Annotated in this window: 15 protein-coding genes; 10 read left to right on the top strand and 5 right to left on the bottom strand. The window is 57.0% G+C overall.

Translation table 11 applies throughout. The features are described 5' to 3' along the window. Nucleotides 1–102 precede the first annotated feature (102 nt). Nucleotides 103–1,320: a DNA double-strand break repair nuclease NurA gene (locus H6G07_RS22575; protein ID WP_073610483.1), complete on the bottom strand. Its 1,218-nt coding sequence runs from the start codon at nucleotides 1,318–1,320 to the stop codon at nucleotides 103–105. Between the two features lie 140 nt (nucleotides 1,321–1,460). On the opposite strand from H6G07_RS22575, the gene H6G07_RS22580 reads away from it, so the two are divergent. From H6G07_RS22580 to H6G07_RS22600, 5 genes are all read left to right on the top strand, one after another. Then, nucleotides 1,461–2,984 carry an N-acetylmuramoyl-L-alanine amidase gene (locus H6G07_RS22580; RefSeq protein WP_073610445.1) on the top strand — a complete coding sequence of 508 codons (1,524 nt, stop codon included), beginning with the start codon at nucleotides 1,461–1,463 and terminating at the stop codon, nucleotides 2,982–2,984. Nucleotides 2,985–2,990: 6 nt separating this feature from the next. Next, on the top strand, nucleotides 2,991–3,791 hold the full coding sequence (locus tag H6G07_RS22585; RefSeq protein WP_073610446.1) for an aminotransferase class IV: 801 nt from the start codon (nucleotides 2,991–2,993) through the stop codon (nucleotides 3,789–3,791). A 165-nt stretch (nucleotides 3,792–3,956) separates the two neighbouring features. Continuing rightward, a complete protein-coding gene (ftsH3, locus tag H6G07_RS22590; RefSeq protein WP_073610447.1) occupies nucleotides 3,957–5,798 on the top strand; it encodes an ATP-dependent zinc metalloprotease FtsH3 in 1,842 nt (613 codons plus the stop codon). A gap of 231 nt (nucleotides 5,799–6,029) precedes the next feature. Further along, nucleotides 6,030–6,377, top strand: a complete 348-nt coding sequence (locus tag H6G07_RS22595; RefSeq protein WP_073610448.1) for a YbjQ family protein — start codon at nucleotides 6,030–6,032, stop codon at nucleotides 6,375–6,377. A 2-nt stretch (nucleotides 6,378–6,379) separates the two neighbouring features. Continuing rightward, nucleotides 6,380–6,820 carry a YbjQ family protein gene (locus H6G07_RS22600; RefSeq protein WP_073610449.1) on the top strand — a complete coding sequence of 147 codons (441 nt, stop codon included), beginning with the start codon at nucleotides 6,380–6,382 and terminating at the stop codon, nucleotides 6,818–6,820. Nucleotides 6,821–6,854: 34 nt separating this feature from the next. On the opposite strand, the gene H6G07_RS22605 is transcribed toward H6G07_RS22600, so the two are convergent. After that, nucleotides 6,855–7,478, bottom strand: coding sequence for a TMEM165/GDT1 family protein (locus tag H6G07_RS22605; protein WP_073610450.1), 624 nt, complete (start codon nucleotides 7,476–7,478; stop codon nucleotides 6,855–6,857). 417 nt (nucleotides 7,479–7,895) lie between these two features. Between H6G07_RS22605 and H6G07_RS22610 the strand changes: the two genes are divergently transcribed. Then, nucleotides 7,896–8,504 (top strand): cytochrome b/b6 domain-containing protein, encoded by a 609-nt coding sequence (locus H6G07_RS22610; RefSeq protein ID WP_199312359.1) that lies wholly within the window; start codon nucleotides 7,896–7,898, stop codon nucleotides 8,502–8,504. A 284-nt stretch (nucleotides 8,505–8,788) separates the two neighbouring features. On the opposite strand, the gene H6G07_RS22615 is transcribed toward H6G07_RS22610, so the two are convergent. Further along, nucleotides 8,789–9,811 (bottom strand): cysteine hydrolase family protein, encoded by a 1,023-nt coding sequence (locus H6G07_RS22615; RefSeq protein WP_073610451.1) that lies wholly within the window; start codon nucleotides 9,809–9,811, stop codon nucleotides 8,789–8,791. Nucleotides 9,812–10,200: 389 nt separating this feature from the next. Between H6G07_RS22615 and H6G07_RS22620 the strand changes: the two genes are divergently transcribed. Then, nucleotides 10,201–12,432, top strand: coding sequence for a PhoX family protein (locus tag H6G07_RS22620; RefSeq protein WP_073610452.1), 2,232 nt, complete (start codon nucleotides 10,201–10,203; stop codon nucleotides 12,430–12,432). Nucleotides 12,433–12,576: 144 nt separating this feature from the next. Here the strand turns inward: H6G07_RS22620 and H6G07_RS22625 are convergent, their stop codons facing one another. Beyond that, a complete protein-coding gene (locus tag H6G07_RS22625) occupies nucleotides 12,577–12,858 on the bottom strand; it encodes a CRR7 family NDH-1 assembly protein (RefSeq protein ID WP_073610453.1) in 282 nt (93 codons plus the stop codon). A 311-nt stretch (nucleotides 12,859–13,169) separates the two neighbouring features. Between H6G07_RS22625 and sir the strand changes: the two genes are divergently transcribed. After that, on the top strand, nucleotides 13,170–15,110 hold the full coding sequence (sir, locus tag H6G07_RS22630; RefSeq protein ID WP_073610454.1) for a sulfite reductase, ferredoxin dependent: 1,941 nt from the start codon (nucleotides 13,170–13,172) through the stop codon (nucleotides 15,108–15,110). Between the two features lie 659 nt (nucleotides 15,111–15,769). Here sir and H6G07_RS22635 read toward each other — a convergent pair. Then, nucleotides 15,770–15,988: a PCP reductase family protein gene (locus H6G07_RS22635; RefSeq protein WP_242026949.1), complete on the bottom strand. Its 219-nt coding sequence runs from the start codon at nucleotides 15,986–15,988 to the stop codon at nucleotides 15,770–15,772. 153 nt (nucleotides 15,989–16,141) lie between these two features. Here H6G07_RS22635 and H6G07_RS22640 point away from each other — a divergent pair, with 153 nt between their 5' ends. Next, nucleotides 16,142–16,927 carry a dienelactone hydrolase family protein gene (locus H6G07_RS22640; RefSeq protein ID WP_199312361.1) on the top strand — a complete coding sequence of 262 codons (786 nt, stop codon included), beginning with the start codon at nucleotides 16,142–16,144 and terminating at the stop codon, nucleotides 16,925–16,927. Between the two features lie 284 nt (nucleotides 16,928–17,211). Further along, nucleotides 17,212–18,150 carry an exopolyphosphatase gene (locus tag H6G07_RS22645; RefSeq protein WP_073610457.1) on the top strand — a complete coding sequence of 313 codons (939 nt, stop codon included), beginning with the start codon at nucleotides 17,212–17,214 and terminating at the stop codon, nucleotides 18,148–18,150. Nucleotides 18,151–18,335: the final 185 nt, after the last annotated feature.

An 18,335-nucleotide genomic window follows, 5' to 3' on the forward strand; every position in this document is an offset into this window, starting at 1 on the left:
ACCCTGACAGCATCCTATTCCGAAATACTAATTAACACGGGGCTTAACCGAATCTGTCTATCGCTCTGTTTTTTGGGGTCGCCCTCTTAAAATCCGTCCAGATTAGGCAATGCTGCCGCGCTTGCGGGCCTCTTTATAGGAGGTGCCGACATTCTTGAGGCCAGCGCGAATCATTTCTTGCTCTAGCAGGGCAAAAAAGCGGCTGCGATCGCCCCCTTTAACCACCGCCTGATTGTGCGCCTCCGCCAGCGTCACTGGATACCCATACCCCTTCTGGACTTGGGTTAACACCATTCTGAGCGCCATTTCACAGAGCGCTTCATCGGCCATCACCCACTGGGGCACCTCCACCCGCGCCACCTCAGGGCCGACATTGAGGTAGCAGAAGTACACGCGATGGTCACCATACAGATCCAAAATGCTGGCGGTGCTTCGCCAGAAGGGGCTACGTTCCCCAGGAGCTAACTCTGTTGCCCAGAAGGTGGCATCCCGCAGCGGCAAAAACCGACCGCAGGGGGCGCGATCGACCTGGTTGCCCTCATCGCTACTGCAATGGGTTTGACAGTCGGGCTGCAAAAACGGGCAGACCGCAAACCGCAAAAAGTTCATCGCTTCGCCGCTGCGGCTGGCGCTGAGATAGCCAACCAGGGGAATGTTTTGCCGCCGCAGCCGCTCCCACGCGTCGAGAATGGGGGGCAGAATGCGATCGCGCGCTTCTCCCGGCAGCGATTCCAAAAACCAGTAGATCAGCGACCCATCCACCAGGGCCAGCACGGGCACTCGGTTCGCCCTGGGGGCGGCTTCAACCAGGCTGTCGTGAACGGCTTCCCCCAGTTCGGCCAGCCCCACGGCCTCGGCCACAGTGCGGCGATGGCCCATCCATTCTTCGGTGCTAATGCCCCACTGGCGCGACAGGTAGAGGTCTTCGGCCCGATACACCACCTCCGGCAGGCTGTCGAGCAGGGGAAATCGGCTCTGGCCATAGTGGAGCACGACGCGGCCCACGTTGATCAAGTAGCAGTAGGCGATCTCATGGTGGCTAGGGGAAATTTGCGATCCGTCGGTGGCGATGACGGTGTGGACCTCAGGGGCAGCAGCGATGGCGGTGCGAACGGTGAGGGCTTCGGTAGGCTGGGCGGCGGTGAAGGGGGCGCGATCGCCCCAAATTTCGGCCTGGGTGACTAGATCGGGCTGGCGGGCGGCGGCGATCGCCAGCAGATGGCGGGCCGCCGTGATGCGCTCCTGGGCGGCGGCAGCCTCCTGGCTGAGGTGCTGGCTAATGCCCTGCATCTGCCGGGCCAGCTTCATCAGGTCGAGCATGACGGAGTCAATTTGGTACGCCCATACTAACATCCCCTTTCAGAATTTTTCGTGAGAACCTGCGCCCTACGGATGCCACTTTGGTGCTCACCGTTATACTGTCGGGTGGCTTATGCCTTGGTCGTGTTCTGGTCGTGCTTATGGCGTCAAGATGGCTCACCGTGGGGTTCAGCTCAGGAGCGTTAGCAACCCTGGGTGCCCTAGTTGTAGCTGCCCCCGTTCAGGCTGCAACCCTGCAATACTGGTGGTTTGATGCCCAGACCAACCAGCTAGTGTTTACCACCGATAGCCAGGTGCAGCCTCGGGCTCAACTGCTGGTTAATCCTACCCGCATCGTGGTTGACCTGCCCAATACCCAGTTGGGCAGCACCAATGCCAGCCAGGCCGTCGGCGGTGCCGTGCGCGAAGTGCGGGCGGGCCAGTTCGATCGCCAAACTACCCGCCTAGTCATCGAGCTTGCGCCCGGCTACAGTTTGAACCCCCAAGATGTGCGGGTTCAAGGGGTGCGCCCCAACCAGTGGGCGGTGCAGCTCCCCACCCTCAACCAGGGCGCAGCCCCGGCCTCAGGAGCGCTGCCACCGGCTACCGCCACCGCCAACCGGGTGCAGGGCAACACCGGCACCGGCGCTGGCTCCATTCTCAGCGGCGTGGTCACCACCGGCGACGGCTTCCTGATTCGGCTCAGCGGCACTTCGCCCACGCCCTCAGTGCAAATTACCAGCGACGATGCCGACAACCGCTTCGCCATCATCGATCTGCCCAACACTGCCGTAGCGGGCAATCTGCGCCCCGACGATTTGCCCAACTACCGCTACAGCATCATTGCCTGGGATGTAGCTCAGCAACCCACCAATCCCCCCTCGACCCGCATTACCCTCCGGCTCTCTCCCACCAGCCCCGACTGGCGCGCCCTGCGCAACAACAGCGGCGTGATTGTGCTGCCCCCCAGCGGCGTGCCGATCAGCAGTATTGCCGACGAACCGGCCCCCCTGGCGGCGGCTCCGGGCAGACCACCTCAGGCCCAGACGCCCCCGCCCCCCCAAGCCCAAACACCGCCCAGTCCGACCCCGCCGCCTACGCGCTCCGCAGAGCCAGTGGCTCTGCCCTCAGCGCCGAGTGGCCGAGTGGTCGTAGCCATTGACCCCGGTCACGGTGGGCGTGACCCTGGAGCGGTGGGCATCGGCGGGCTGCAAGAAAAGCAGGTAATTTTTCCCATCTCGCTGCGGGTGGCTGAGCTGCTCGAAAGCCAGGGAGTTGTCGTCGTGATGACTCGCCGCGAGGATGTCGCCGTCGATTTGCAGGCCCGAGCCGACATCGCCAATCGCGCCCAGGCCAACCTGTTTGTCAGCATTCACGCCAACGCCATCAGCATGAGCCGCCCCGATGTTAACGGCATTGAGTCGTACTATTCCTCAGAAACCGGTCGTCGGCTGGCGGCTACCCTCCAGGCCAGCATGCTGGCGGCTACGGGCATGCGCGATCGCGGCGTGAAACAAGCCCGCTTTGCCGTGCTGCGCCAATCCACCATGCCCGCCACTCTGCTCGAAATCGGCTTTGTCACTGGCGCTCAGGATGCTCCCCGATTGGCTGACCCCGCCTGGCGCGAGTCTATGGCCCAGGCGATCGCCCGCGGCATTCTGCAATATATCCAGCAAGGGCTGTAGCGGCGAATGGCCTACTGGTTCTCCGGGCAGCTCTGCGAGGGCACCGATCTTGCCCTTGCCGTCAATGACCCCGCCCTGATTTACGGGGCCACGGTGTTTACCACTCTGCGCATCTACGGGGCTAGGCTCGACCACCCCCTCACCCACTGGGCAGCCCACCAACAGCGCCTAGCTCATGGCCTGACCGATTTTGGCTGGCCCAGCCCCGACTGGAGTCAGGTGCGTCAAGGGGCCGAGGCTTTGTTAAAGGACTACCCTGTTCTGCGGATCACCTGCCTGCCCGACGGTCGCGAGCTGGTGACTGGGCGCAGTTTGCCCCCAGACTTAGAGACAATGCAGACCCAAGGCGTTACCGCCTGGGTGGCGCAGGGGGAGATGTATCGGAGATCCTTGCCTGCCTACAAAACCGGCAACTACCTTGGAGCCTGGCTAGCCCTCCAGGCCGCCCAGCGGCACGGTGCCCGCGAAGCCATCCTGGTCAACGCCCGAGGCCAATGGCTGGAAACCAGCACCGGCAACCTCTGGGGCTGGGCCAACGGTCAATGGCACACTCCTGGCTTGGGAACTGGCCTGCTGCCGGGGATCATCCGTACCCACCTGATTGAATATTTAAAGCAGCAAGGGGAACGGGTCGATCAGTCCCCCTGGCCGCCAGGGGTGATTCAGCGCTTTGAGGTGTTGGCCTATAGCAACTCAGGGGTGCAGATAGTACCGATTCACACAGTTTTGGGCGATCGCAGTAGACTGGAGGTTAACCCACAGCACCCAGCCCTAGCGGCTTTGCGGGCTGCATTTAGCGAAAATTGACCCCTAACCCAATTATTGATTAGCCCATTCCGACAGATGACGTTAACATAAGTTAATATCTCTCTAATCTTGCGGCTTATTAAAGCATTAGCCCCAAATTGGTTTCATTAGAAACGGTTTCTAAGCAACAGTTCATCCCAAGAAGTAAGTGGAGGCATTAGCCCGGTGAACAAACGGTGGAGAAATGCAGGTCTATATGCCCTGCTGGTCGTTGTAGTCATTGCCCTGGCGACCGCAATTTTTGACGGTTCTGGCCCCGAAACCCAGACCTGGCGCTACAGCCAGTTTTTAGACGCGGTGCAAAATAACCAGATCGAGCGCGTCAACATCAGCGCCGATCGCACCCGCGCTCGCTTCACAGACCCTGAGGGTAACGGTCAGATCATCGTTAACCTGCCCAACGACCAGGAGCTGATCAGCACCCTGGAAACCAACAATGTCGACATCGTCGTCATGCCCCAGAGCGACGACAGCGTTTGGGTTCGCGCCTTTAGCACCCTGCTGATTCCCATTTTGCTGCTGGGGGTGCTGTTCTTTGTGCTGCGCCGCGCCCAGAGTGGCCCCGGCAACCAGGCGATGAACTTTGGCAAGTCCAAGGCTCGCGTGCAAATGGAGCCTCAGACCCAGGTCACCTTTGGCGATGTGGCGGGCATTGAGCAAGCCAAGTTAGAACTCACCGAAGTCGTTGACTTCCTCAAGAATGCCGATCGCTTCACCGCTGTCGGGGCCAAAATTCCCAAGGGCGTGCTGCTGGTCGGCCCTCCCGGTACCGGTAAAACCCTGCTGGCCAAGGCCGTAGCCGGTGAAGCGGGCGTGCCTTTCTTCTCCATCTCCGGTTCTGAGTTCGTCGAAATGTTTGTTGGTGTGGGTGCCTCCCGCGTCCGCGACCTGTTCGAGCAGGCTAAGGCCAATGCTCCTTGTATCGTGTTTATCGACGAGATTGACGCCGTCGGTCGTCAGCGGGGTGCAGGCCTCGGCGGCGGCAACGACGAGCGTGAGCAAACCCTCAACCAGTTGCTCACCGAGATGGATGGTTTCGAGGGCAATACCGGCATCATCATCATTGCTGCCACCAACCGCCCTGACGTGCTCGACGCAGCCCTGCTGCGCCCCGGTCGTTTTGACCGTCAGGTGGTGGTCGATCGCCCCGACTACGCCGGTCGCCTCGAAATTCTCAACGTCCACGCCCGCGGCAAGACCTTCTCCAAGGATGTCGATCTGCAAAAGATTGCCCGTCGTACCCCTGGGTTCACTGGGGCCGACCTGTCGAACTTGCTGAACGAGGCTGCTATTCTCGCTGCCCGCCGCAACCTCACCGAGATTTCGATGGATGAGGTCAACGATGCGATCGATCGCGTCCTGGCTGGCCCTGAGAAAAAAGACCGCGTTATGAGCGAAAAGCGCAAAGAGCTGGTCGCTTACCACGAGGCCGGTCACGCCCTAGTTGGTGCTCTCATGCCCGACTACGACCCCGTACAAAAAATCAGCATCATTCCCCGTGGTCGCGCTGGTGGTTTGACCTGGTTTACCCCCAGCGAAGATCGCCTGGAGTCGGGCCTTTACTCCCGCTCTTACCTGCAAAACCAGATGGCCGTCGCCCTCGGTGGCCGCATCGCTGAAGAGATTATCTTTGGCGAAGAGGAAGTCACCACCGGTGCTTCTAACGACCTTCAGCAGGTGGCCCGTGTTGCCCGTCAGATGGTCACCCGCTTCGGTATGAGCGACAAGCTCGGCCCCGTCGCCCTCGGTCGCCAACAGGGCAACATGTTCCTGGGCCGCGACATCGCCGCCGAGCGCGATTTCTCTGAAGAAACTGCCGCTACCATCGACTCCGAAGTGCGAGGTCTGGTTGACCAGGCCTACACCCGCGCCAAGCAAGTGCTCACCAACAATCGCCACGTGCTCGATCAACTAGCCACCATGCTAGTGGATAAAGAAACGGTGGATTCTGAGGAGCTTCAGCAGTTGCTAGCTACCAACGACGTCAGCATGGCTTCGATCGTCTAAGTCACACTGAGTCTATTAGCTGAATAGAAAAGGGGATGTCCACCAGGGCGTCCCCTTTTTTGTGAGCATCAATCGCTAGGCAAGACGCCATATAGGGACGAGGACGTTTGGCGAGCGCTGGGGGCTGTGTAACGCTTTGCAAGCAATGGTGGGCAAACCGTTAGAAATCATCGACGCAGATGAGCCTAAGGGCTAGGGTTGTCGTTGTTTTATAGAGCCACAGGCTGCGAGATGACCGTTCAACCTCGATCTTCTGCATTAAACATCATTCTCACCAATATTGAAACCGTCCCTGGCAAAACCGTTACTCAGCACATGGGCTTGGTACAGGGCAGCTCGGTGCGAGCTAAACACATTGGCCGCGACATTGCCGCTGGACTCAAAAATATCGTGGGCGGCGAGCTCAAGGGCTACACCGAACTGCTGCAAGAAGCCCGCGAAGAGGCTACTAGCCGCATGGTGCAAGAGGCCCAAAAGCGGGGCGCAAATGCCATTGTCAACGTCCGCTTTGCCACCTCGTCGCTAACCCAGGGTGCAGCAGAATTGTTCGCCTACGGCACCGCCGTGCGGGTTGAATAGCTATGGAGGAGCTAATCATTTTTGCCGTACTGCTAGGGATCGGATACTTTTTTGGTACCCGAACGGAAAAGCAGCATTTTCGTCAGTTGCAACAGCGGGAGCAGGCTATTCAAGGGTTGATGCTCAGTACGGCTGGAGCTAAAGTATCTCTGCCCAAAGCAGTTCAGGCACAGCTATTCACCGGTAGTGTAGTCATATCATCTGACTTTTTTAAGACGTTCATCGCGGGGGTATTTAATTTCTTCGGCGGACGCATCACGGTCTACGAAAGCCTGCTTGAACGGGGCCGCCGCGAGGCCATCTTGCGGATGGAAGAATCGGCCCTGGCTTGGGGCGCAGACCAGGTGGTCAACATCCGCATTCAAACCGCCGAACTGAGCGGCAACAACGGCCAAGGCGTTGTTGCCCTCGAGGTAATTGCCTATGGCACAGGCGTTCGCTAACCGCTGGGCAGGTTGGCCTTGCCGCTGGCTTGTCCTAAACCATTTCCACAGCGGCAACCAGGCCAAAGATGACAAATAACAGCCCGCCAACGGTCGTCAGCCAGCGCTCTGAGATGCGTCCGGCGACGAGTTTGCCGCAGGCGACGGCGATCGCAGCACACACCGCATGCCCTAGGGTTGACCCCAGCACCACGCCCACTGGATGGTTGGCTGCTGCCAGGGCAATGGTGGCAAATTGGGTGCGATCGCCCCACTCAGCCACAAAAGTCAGGCTAAAGGATTGAATGAGCACAGCTTTGACCGACCATTTTTTGACCTCAGCCTCACTTTCTTCGACGGCCTCTAGAGCTTCGGCCTGCTCGTCAGCCAGGCTCCCTCCCCCAACCATGCGGCTAGCGTCGTACAACAGCTTGAGGCCAAATCCTAGAAACAGAGTTACGGTTAGTCCCTGAACGTAGTGCTCAGGAAAAATAGTGACGGCCTGACCAATTGCTACCGATAAAACCGTCATCACAAATAGCGCAGCTGTAGCCCCTAGAAACACCCAGCGGCGCGGGTGTCGGGTGGCTAAAATCATGCTGATAAAAAAGGTTTTATCCCCTAACTCAGATAGGGTGATGAATAGTAAGCCAGCGGTAAATCCGGTCAGTGGGTGCATGCTCGTCTCCAGGGCTATAAAACCTGAGCGGGCATGATGGATGATCACAAGAACTCCACCAAGCCCACGTCAGTTGTGGACTCAGTGAAGGTCTCGCTTGCGAATGCACGGCTTTATTTACGGTGCTAATTCGCCATCTGAACCAGGCTCATCGCCAGTATGTTGACTCAGATGTTTGGGTTAAGAAATCCAAAGCTACTCCCCTTCATAACTCAAACCATATCACGAACTGTGGATTTGAGACTAATTAAAAATACTGATTGAAGCTATAAGAAACAAATTTTTATTTCATAATTCAATCATTTTTGGGGCAGCTCTATTTCATTTTTTGTTCATTTTTTACTGTTTGCTATATAGGTATCCTCTGGCCTATGATATTTTTCAGGCGGATAAAATTATATTAAATTGGTGGGTGAAATGTCTAAATTAATTCCCTATCAACCTCTGGTTTTACGGATTGTACACAGCATTGCTGGCTTGCTAGCCATTGGTGCCTTAATTACTGGATTTTTGGTTTACAACACCTATGATGGCCGATTTGGCTCTATTCCTCTACCCTTACTGCCAGACATTCAAGGTATTCATGGTACGTTCGGTCTTTTCTTTTTGCTGATGTTTCCCGCGCTTGCCATCTATAGTTTTCATTGGGGATATCGGCGATTATTGTTTCCTGACTTTTGGGGTCGCTTGACCCATCACGTGGGTAAACCTGGCTGGTGGGCCAATCTTCAGCGACTGTTAAATACCGCTATGCTCTTAGCTGCTACATTGGCCGTAGTTACCGGCAGAATGATGCAAGAGGCATGGTTGCCCGCTGGAGAGTTGTACCACGTTTGGTACAGGCTACATCTGACAGCGTGGTTAGTGCTGTTGTTAACTTTGTTAGCTCACATTGCCATGGGTCTCAAGGTCGGCGGGGTGCCTTTACTGCTGTCAATGATTCAGACAACGTACCGTCCTGAAGAATCGCCCTCGCTGTGGATAGACTATCTTCGAGAAAAATTCCGTGAGCGATTTGGACGTTAGACATCAATTGATTAGGCTTAAAGAACGGGTTTCATGAAAAGAAAAAATGCTCCATTGAAGGTAATTGAGTGGGTCGTCATTGGCGGCATTTTTGCCGCATTCGTTTTGCCGCTGTTGACCTATTTGGCTGAACTGTAGTAGCGGCACAGCTATTGAGCAGCAACTTAAGTTTAGCGATCGCAGGCTAGTACGCGGTGGCAGAGATGATCCCGCTGCTCAGAATGCTTGAAATACCTCTACCCCAAGAATTTTTCACTTCGAATTTTGAACTCCGCGTAGCGGTACTAGGGCCAATCCGCGATCGCTGTAGTTGACTGCACCCGGTGCATGCCAGCCTCGGCAAAGCGTTGATAGGTATCTTCGGCTTGATCAGTAAAATCGACCACGCCGGGGACAACTACGGCAGAAGCACAATCGTCGAGGAGGTAAACCTTTTGGGCCAGTGCCGGGTCAGTGGCCTCAATGTCGCTCAGTAGGTCAGCCACCGTCCAGGCAACGCAGTGGCTCTTGGCTTGACCCGCGACAATCACCCCGTCAAACTCCAGCAGGGTTTGAATCAGAGGGCTGTTTTTTTGGGCGATCGCCTGTCCTTGCCCATCCTCCATCACCTCGGGGCTAAGCACCGAGTAGTTTTCGGTCAGAGGGTTGCTGCCCTTAAGCTCGAAACGGGTCTGACTCTGGCGGGCGATAGTGTGAAAAAAGCAGGCCTCTTCGATCGCAGGCACCAGGGCATGGCCAATGCCCCCCAGCATCGAGTGATAGGGCCAGATGGTGAGGGGATATTTGCCCCGATCATCCAGGGTTTTGGTGTAATGCAGGGCATACTCTTGCAGGTCGCGGGGGGCGGTAAGGTTGGCGGCGATCGCCGGGTTGACCCGCCACTTGCCCTGCACCACGTCGTCGTAGTGAATCATAGTCATCGGCGGCGGGTTCTCGCCCTCGGCATCGACCCAAAAGGCGGGGTGAAACACCTGCATCGCCTGGTGAGTGTCGAGGGTGGCGGTGATGGTGGTGATCTGCCCTAAGTTGCGGTAGATAAACTCGCTTAGACGGCGGTTGTCATCCACCGCCCCCTGGCCCGATCGCCCGCCCACAAATAGCTCAAAGCCCGGAATACAAAAGGTGTTTTGCACATCGATCAGCAGCAGGCAAAGGCGGCGACTATCCTCAGCGGCGGGGGCAATGCGATGGGCTTTAGCCCAGGCTTTGGCCTCGGCGGCACGCTGCTGGTAGGGCACCGACCACACCTCACCAACTCGGCTGGGGTTGTAAAAATCGGGCACTGGCAGCAGGGCTGAGTCGGTCATGGGCTGAGGCTCCGCAAATTATCACAGGTTGGGTGCTCTAATTCTAGGCGCAATGGCAGGCGAGCGGGATGGGGTTCAGGGGTCAGGCTTACTAAGCTTCATACAGGCCCTTGCCCGCCGATTGGCCCAAAAATGGCAAAGCAACAGGCACGACCTTTAAGCGCGATCGACGGCTTAACCACCGCGATTTTTGCAGACATAACAGCCCAAGCCGAAAGCTTTAGAGTTTCGCAGTCTTGGCTCTAGCTGCTATTGACTACCGCTCTAGAAAATTGATTACCCTCCCTTCACTGTCGCTTAAATAACTGCTAAACAATCGTTAAACCCTCCGTTACCAGGGGCCAATAATATTTTTTGGTTACTCAAAAAGCCTATTGGGAGCCCTGACCATGGCAAAAAAGTCAGATATTCGGACCGTCCTTAAAAAGCTGGTCAACCTTGAGGATGAAAATCACAATCCCTCAAATAACGATTCCTTTAACCAAGTTTTAGAGCGCGCCCGCCTGGGTCGGCGGGGGTTTCTTAAGGGCAGTTCATCTCTGGCCGCCGCCGCCATGCTGGGTACAGGTTTAGCCTTTGCCGCCGATTCTACTAAGCAGGCTGGCAAAGCTGCCAAAGCTGCTACCGATTTGCGCCTCAGCTTTAGCCCCGTGGCCAAGAGCATTGCCGATACGCTGGTGGTGCCCGAGGGCTACACTGCCCGCGTACTGCTGGCTACGGGTGACCCGATCAAGGGCAACGTCACCCCCTACAAAAACGACGGCACTGACAACGACTTTGAAGGACGGGCGGGCGACCACCACGACGCCATGCATTACTTTGGTCTGAACCGGGCCGGCAACGGCTGGGACCCCAACGGCAGCGATCGCGCCCTGCTCTGCATCAACCACGAAGTCTGCGAAGACGTGGGTTTTGTGCACCCTAACGGCCCCACCAACTACGGCACCGAGAGCACCGAGGCCCGTCCGGCGATCGAAATCGACAAAGAAGTGGCGGCCCACGGCGTCACCGTTGTGGAAGTGGTCAAGCAGGGCTCGACCTACGCGATCAACCGCGATTCGCGCTTTAACCATCGCGTGACCGCCGCCACCCGCTGTCAGATCAGCGGCCCCGCCCGGCGCAGCCCTCTGCTGGCCACGGCCTTTTCCCCCAGTGGTGAGCAGACCCGAGGCACCCTCAACAACTGCGCCAACGGCTACACCCCCTGGGGCACCTACCTCACCTGCGAAGAAAACTGGGCAGGCTACTTTAACCGCCGCGAAGACGACAGCGCCCGCACCGCCAAGGAACTGGTGGCCTTTAAGCGCTATGGCATCGGCAATGCCACCTCGGGCCGCTACAACTGGTCGCGGGCCGACGCCACCGGCAACACCGACCTCTACCAGCGCTGGGATGCTAGCAAAACCGCCGCCCGCGCTAACCAAGATTTTCGCAATGTGGCCAACACCTTTGGCTGGGTGGTCGAAATTGACCCTTTCAACCCCAGCGCCATGCCGCAAAAACGCACGGCGATCGGGCGTTTTGCCCACGAGGGCTGCTGGCCTGCGGCGGCTGTAGAAGGTCAACCCCTGGTGTTTTACTCCGGCGACGACGCCCGCAACGAGTACACCTACAAATTTGTCTCCGCCGCCAGGTGGGATCCCCGCGATACCAACCGAGGCATGGCCGCTGGGAATAAGTACCTGGACGCAGGCACCCTGTACGCCGCCAAATTTAACGACGACGGTACTGGCGAGTGGCTGCCCCTGACCATGGGCAACCCCAAGATCGCCAACTACGCCGACTACGCCTTTGCCGACGAAGCCGACGTGCTCATCAACGCCCGCATCGCCGCCGATGCCGCCGGGGCCACTAAGATGGATCGGCCTGAGTGGGGCGGTGTTAACCCAGTGAATGGGGATGTTTACCTCACCCTAACCAACAACGTGTCGAGCAGCGGTGGGCGCGGCGTTGGAACGCCTCTAAATGCCGCCAACCCTCGCTACTATGCTGACGCCAAGGGGGACACCGTCAGCAAGGGCAACGTCAATGGTCACGTCGTTCGCTGGCGCGAGGCCGGGGGCAACCATGCCGCCACCACCTTTGAGTGGGATGTATACCTGTTTGGAGCGCGGGCCACGGCTGAAGCCGATGTCAATCTGTCTGGCCTCACCGACGAGAACGATTTTTCTAGCCCCGATGGCCTGTGGTTTAGCAAGGCGGTGCCCGGTCTGCTGTGGTTACAAACCGATGACGGCTACATCACCGACTCCACCAACTGCATGATGCTAGCGGCTCTGCCGGGAACCGTAGGCGATGGCACCGCCAAAATGGTGACCAACAAAGGTGTACCGATCAACGGCGATGCCGATCAGCAGGTTAAGACCTATGTTGGCCAAGGGGCTAGCCCCACGGTATTGAGCCGTTTTTTGGTGGGGCCGCGTGATTGTGAGATCACCGGCATCACTGAATCGCCCGATGGCCAGGTAATTTTCGTCAACATTCAGCATCCGGGCGAGAATAGCGCCTCGGTAACGGATCCAGCACAATTTACCAGCCACTGGCCCGATGGCGGCGATGCTCGTCCCCGCTCGGCGACGGTGGTCATCACCCGCAATGATGGCGGCAGAATTGCGGTCTAGACCCGCCTAAACAGCACCATTGGTGTCGGAGCGGGAACCTGGCGATCGCCAGGTTCCCGTTTTTATGGCCGCAAGTCGTAATCAAGCGGGAAGAATTACATTTACAGTTGTCTTAGAGTTGCGATCGCTTGCCAGGGACGACCTTTACTTCTCCAGACGTACCACATACCATTGCATGGCTTCGCCGGGGCTGAGTTCTAGCTCGCAGGCAGTATCGCGTAGGTGACGGGCCTGCTCAGCGACGGTGGTAAAGCGCTGGAGGTCACGGGGCAAGTTGTATTGGCGATTCTCCGCTGGAGAGGCTGCGCCAGCGCTCAGCAGCCCCGTCAACCGCTCTAGCAGCTCCTCGGGGGAAAGAAATTCTTCGGCGACGCCGGGCATCAGCACGACGAACATCTCTTCCTGGTACATAATGGCATCGGGCATAGTGTCGCTCCTTGGGCTTTGGTTTGATCCTAAACGGATTGGTTCCCTGAAACGGCGGCGGCGATCGCGTTTGTCAACCCCTCCCCAACCATCCCCAACTCTAGCGGGAATTCTTATGGGGAACTGTGAACTTCCGTGGGCAAAGCGCCCGAATCTTTGGATCCGATGGTAGGATAATGAAGCATTCACCGAAATCCCGACCGGGTTACCGGTGAATTTTCGGTTTTGTCACTGTCCAAGCTTCCGGGAATAGGCCGCTCTGCGGTGCCATTGCCTGGATTTTTCTGTTTTAACGGTTATTGCCTGCCGCTATGGTTCAGACTCCTATCAAACCCAACACCGCCGCCCCTGGGCCGACCCCCTCCAAAATGGAGGGCATTAAAGAGAATAGCCACTTTTTGCGCGAGCCCGTGGCCAGCGAGCTGCTGCAAGACACCACGCACTTCTCTGAACCGGCCATTCAAATTCTCAAGTTCCACGGCTCGTACCAGCAAGACAACCGCGACAACCGCACCAAGGGCCAGGAGAAGGACTACCAGATGATGCTGCGCACCCGCAACCCCGGCGGGTACCTGTCTCCGGAACTCTATCTCACCCTCGATCGCCTGTCCGATGAGTACGGCAACGGCACCCTGCGGGCCACCACCCGTCAGGGCATTCAGCTCCACGGCGTGCTGAAGCAAAACCTCAAGGCCACCATCGGGGCGATCGTGCGCAGCATGGGCTCGACCCTAGGGGCCTGCGGCGACCTCAACCGCAACATCATGGCTCCCCCGGCTCCCTACAAAAACCGGCCCGAGTACCGGCTGGCCCAGGAGTATGCCAACAACATCGCCGACCTGCTGCGGCCCCAAACCGGAGCCTACTACGAAATTTGGCTAGATGGCGAGAAGGCAGTCTCCGTTGAAGAGCACCCCGACGTGGTGGCGGCCCGCCAGCGCAACGGCAACGGCACCGTCGTGCACAACAGCGAAGAGCCGATCTACGGCACCCACTACATGCCCCGCAAGTTTAAATGCGCGGTCACAGTGCCCGGCGACAACTCCATTGATGCCTACACCCACGACGTGACCCTGGTGGTAATCACCGATCGCTCTGGACAGCTCAAGGGCTTTAACATTTTGGCGGGCGGCGGTCTGGGCCGCACCCACAACAAAGAAGAAACCTTCGCTCGCGTCGCCGACGAAATTGGCTACGTAGACAAAGCCGATGTCTACGACCTGATGAAGGCGATCGTAGCGACTCAGAGGGACTACGGCGATCGCCACGATCGCCGCCACGCCCGCATGAAATACCTGATCAACGACTGGGGCGTCGATCGCTTCCGCCAGCAGGTCGAAACCTACCTGGGCAAGCCCCTCAAGCCCTTCAAGAAGCTGCCTAAGTGGACGTTTTATGACTACCTGGGCTGGCACGAGCAGGGCGACGGCAACCTGTTTGTCGGCATCCCCGTTGAGAATGGGCGAATTATCGATCGCCGCGAGGGCATTCAGCTCAAAACGGCGCTGAGGGAGATCGTGCAGCGATTCCACCTGCCGATGCTGATCACCCCTAACCAGAGCGTGCTGTTCTACGAGGTCAAGCCCGAAGATCGCGCTGAAATCCAGGCCATTCTCACCCGCTGCGGCATCGCCACCGAAACCGAAATCGACCCTCTGGTGCGCTACGCCATGGCCTGCCCGGCCCTGCCCCTGTGCGGCCTGGCGGTGACCGAGTCAGAGCGCATCATGCCCACGGTGCTGGGTCGTCTGCGCGCCCTGCTCACCAAGCTGGGCCTCGAAGATGAGCACTTCGTCGTGCGCATGACCGGCTGCCCCAACGGCTGCGCCCGCCCCTACATGGCCGAGCTAGGTCTGGTGGGCAGCGCCCCCGAGTCGTATCAAGTTTGGCTAGGTGGCTCGCCCAACCAGACCCGCCTGGCTCGTCCCTACCTAGAGCGCCTCCACGACAACGATGTCGACACCACCCTAGAACCGCTGTTTGTGTTCTTTCGCGACGGGCGCAAAAAGGGCGAAAGCTTTGGGGATTTCTGCGATCGCGTCGGCTTTGAAGCCCTGCGGCAGTTTTCTGCCACCTACAACGCCGACCAATACACCCCGCGCCACACCAAAGAAGGGCGGCACCGGCTGAGCATTTCCCACGATTTGTTCATGACCCTGCAATCCACCGCCGACAAAGAGGGTCGACCCATGGCCCAGGTCATGGCCGATGCCCTAGCGGTCTACCTGCAAAAGCCAGTGCCTAGAGACTAGTACGACAAAGGGGGATGGATCGCGCGATCCATCCCCCTTTTTTCAGCAAAGTTAAGTGCCAAAGGGGTCGGGAGCCTGACTTTGCCAGCAAGTTTTGCAAACCAAGCTGAATAGGCTCCCGCCCCCTGGATATGTTAGCCCACGAGTTGGCTGCGATCGGGCAGTATCCACACCAGCATGGGGCAGACCACCACGGTCATCAGGGTGACTGCGGCAATGATTTCGAGTCCGGCAACAAGAGCAGTGCTCATAACTAGATTCGCCTCCCAAGGCAGAGAATGGTTGGCACGTTCCTTCGAGAGGGGTTTCTCTACTTGTCCTATCAAGCTAGCAATGTCAAGCGTTAGACAGGATGAACGATGTCTTTCCTCTAGGTTCACTCCTATAGTCTAGCCAAAGCTTCTGCTGAAGATAGGGGTTTTACTACTTCGAAGTAGTTCGGATTGCCGCAACCAGATATGACAAAAATCCTGCCCACTTAATAGTTGGCAGGATTTTTTTGCGTAGATTGCGGTGCGTAGATTGCCAGTTTTTAGGTGAGAAATTTTGCCCATTTACTAACGATAAAGGGGCAGGCAAATGGACTAAAACCCTATACTTTTTAGCGGCACAAATAGGAATTTGGTGTCGCTGAAATTGTTGTCGGGGCGATCGCCCTCTTAGCCAAACTGCTTCTTAGCCGCTTCGTACACCTCGACGGTAATCTGACTCGTACCCTGCTCTTGGGCAAACTTCTCGATTTTTTTACGAGCAGCAGGGCGCACAAAGAAGGGAATCTCTTTGAGTCGAGCTTCAGCGTCAGCAGTCCATTCCATAGGTAGAGGCGCAATTTTGCGTAGAGCTTCAAACTTCTTTACGATATCAGGGGATAGAGCCATCTCTAACCCAAAGTCTAATTTTGCAGCGATAGGGCTATAACCCATGCCCTATCCGCCGCAGGTCTCCCCTCAGTTAAGGGGATGTTAGGCTCTAAAATCCTCTTGCCAGAGAGTTTTAGCTCTAGTGTTTTGTCAAGAATTAAGGAGATCGCAGTGCTCAGGAAACTCTTACTCGTCATACTAGCCGCCGTGGTGACCATGTTAGTGGCAGTGGGCCTCTCCCCCCAGGCCAAAGCCAATATTGTGGCCGAGCCTGTGGTCTACAGCATTGATGGGCAGCCCTTTGAAGGCTACTTTGCCTTCAATCAAAACTTTGGCGACACCCAGCCCCTAGTGCTGCTCATTCACGATCGCGATGGCCTAGATGACTATGAAAAGCGCCGCACCCAAATGCTGGCGGAGCAGGGCTACGCAGCCTTTGCGATAGACCTCTTTGGTCAGGGGGTGCGGCCTACCAGCGTCGATGAGGCGCGGGCTCAAACCAGCGCTCTCTACGGCGATCGCGCCACCATGCGTGCCCGGCTGATGGCCGGTCTAGCCCAGGCTCAAGCTCAAACTGGGGTAGATGGTAGCCAGGTCGTGGCGATCGGCTACTGCTTTGGCGGGGCCGCTGTGCTGGAAATGGCCCGCGCCGGTATGGATGTGGATGGTTTCGTGGCGTTCCACGGCAGCTTTGACACCCCTGAGGGGCAAGACTACAGCCAAACCCAGGGCCGCGTTCTCATTCTGCATGGCTCTGCCGATAGCGCGGCCCCCATGGCCGACGTAGCTCAGCTCGCCACCGAACTCGACACCGCCGAGGTTGACTTCGAGATGGAAATCTACGGCGGCGTTGACCACGCCTTTACGATTTGGAGCGACGCCAACCGCTACGATGGCATGGCCGATCGCCGCTCGTGGCAAACCCTCATGACCTTTTTAGGAGAAGTCCTAAGCTGACGCTGTAGCGCGGGTCGTGGGCGCGATCGCTATGCTTTAGCGCAGATTAGGCAGTGCATTTTCATCAAAACACCGTAGGCTAGGCCCAGCCTGCGGTGTTTTTACATTTCATAAGGACGATTTTGGTCAGATAGAGAACTTTGGCGGCCAGTAGCTAGCGGAGCTGTACGTTTACCAACTATCGAGACTTGTTCTTGGTAGTGATTGACTGAGTTTGGGAAAACTGGGCTCGAATAACCATTTTTTCAGCGTTTATCCAGCATTTTGGATCGCAAGGAGCCCCTATGGTAGCTACTAAAACTCAGCATCGGTTGGTCACACGCAGCGATTTTGATGGCCTTGTGTGTGCTGTTCTAATGAAGGAGATGGATCTCATTGATGACATTATGTTTGTTCATCCTAAAGACATGCAGGATGGAAAAGTTGATGTCAATGACAACGATATCACCACCAACCTGCCCTATGTGGAAGGGGTGCACTTAGCCTTCGATCACCATTCCAGCGAAATGCTCCGCAATCAAGGACAGCGCGACAACCACATCATCGACCCGCAAGCTCCTTCAGCGGCTCGGGTTGTCTACAACTACTACGGTGGAGTCACCCGTTTTCCTTCTATTTCTAATGAAATGATGCTGGCAGTAGATCAGGCCGATTCAGCCCAGTATGTCGAAGAAGAAGTGCTGCAACCTGAAGACTGGACTCTGCTGAATTTTTTGATGGATGCGAGGACAGGACTGGGGCGGTTTAAAGAGTTTCGCATTTCAAACTATACCCTGATGATGCAGTTGATTGACTACTGCAAAAATCACACGATCGCCGAAATTTTAGCCCTGCCCGATGTGAAAGAGCGGGTAGAACTCTACTTTGCCCAAGAGCCTGAGTTCAAAGCCCAAATTTTGCGCTGTGCTACAGTTCACAACAACCTGGTCGTGCTGGATTTACGGCAAGAATCTATCATTCACGCGGGCAACCGCTTCATGGTCTATGCGCTGTTCCCCCAATGCAATATCTCGATTCATATGATGTGGGGGTTAAAACAGCAAAACACCGTGCTGGCAACAGGCAAATCTATTTTTAACCGCACCTCTCAAACCAATATTGGCGAACTCATGCTCAAGTATGGCGGCGGCGGGCACGATGCCGCTGGTACCTGCCAGATCGAGAACGAGCAGGCTGAGCAGGTTTTAGCCGACCTAATTACTCAGATTAATGCAGATGGCTGAGGCGTATTCCTAAGAATACGTAACCTTGGCCAGCACGCCTACCGCTGGTTTGCCCCATCGGCAGTTAGCAGTAGGTGTGTTTTGCTGCAAGTGCTGAATCACCTAGCCTACCCTATGAGGTGCTTCTAGACAGCACCGACTTTTTCCGACCTATTCCACCCTGAGATGTGGCTATGCTCCAGATA

This window comes from Phormidium tenue FACHB-1052 (assembly GCF_014696675.1).
Classification (GTDB): Bacteria; Cyanobacteriota; Cyanobacteriia; order Phormidesmidales; family Phormidesmidaceae; genus Nodosilinea; species Nodosilinea tenuis_A.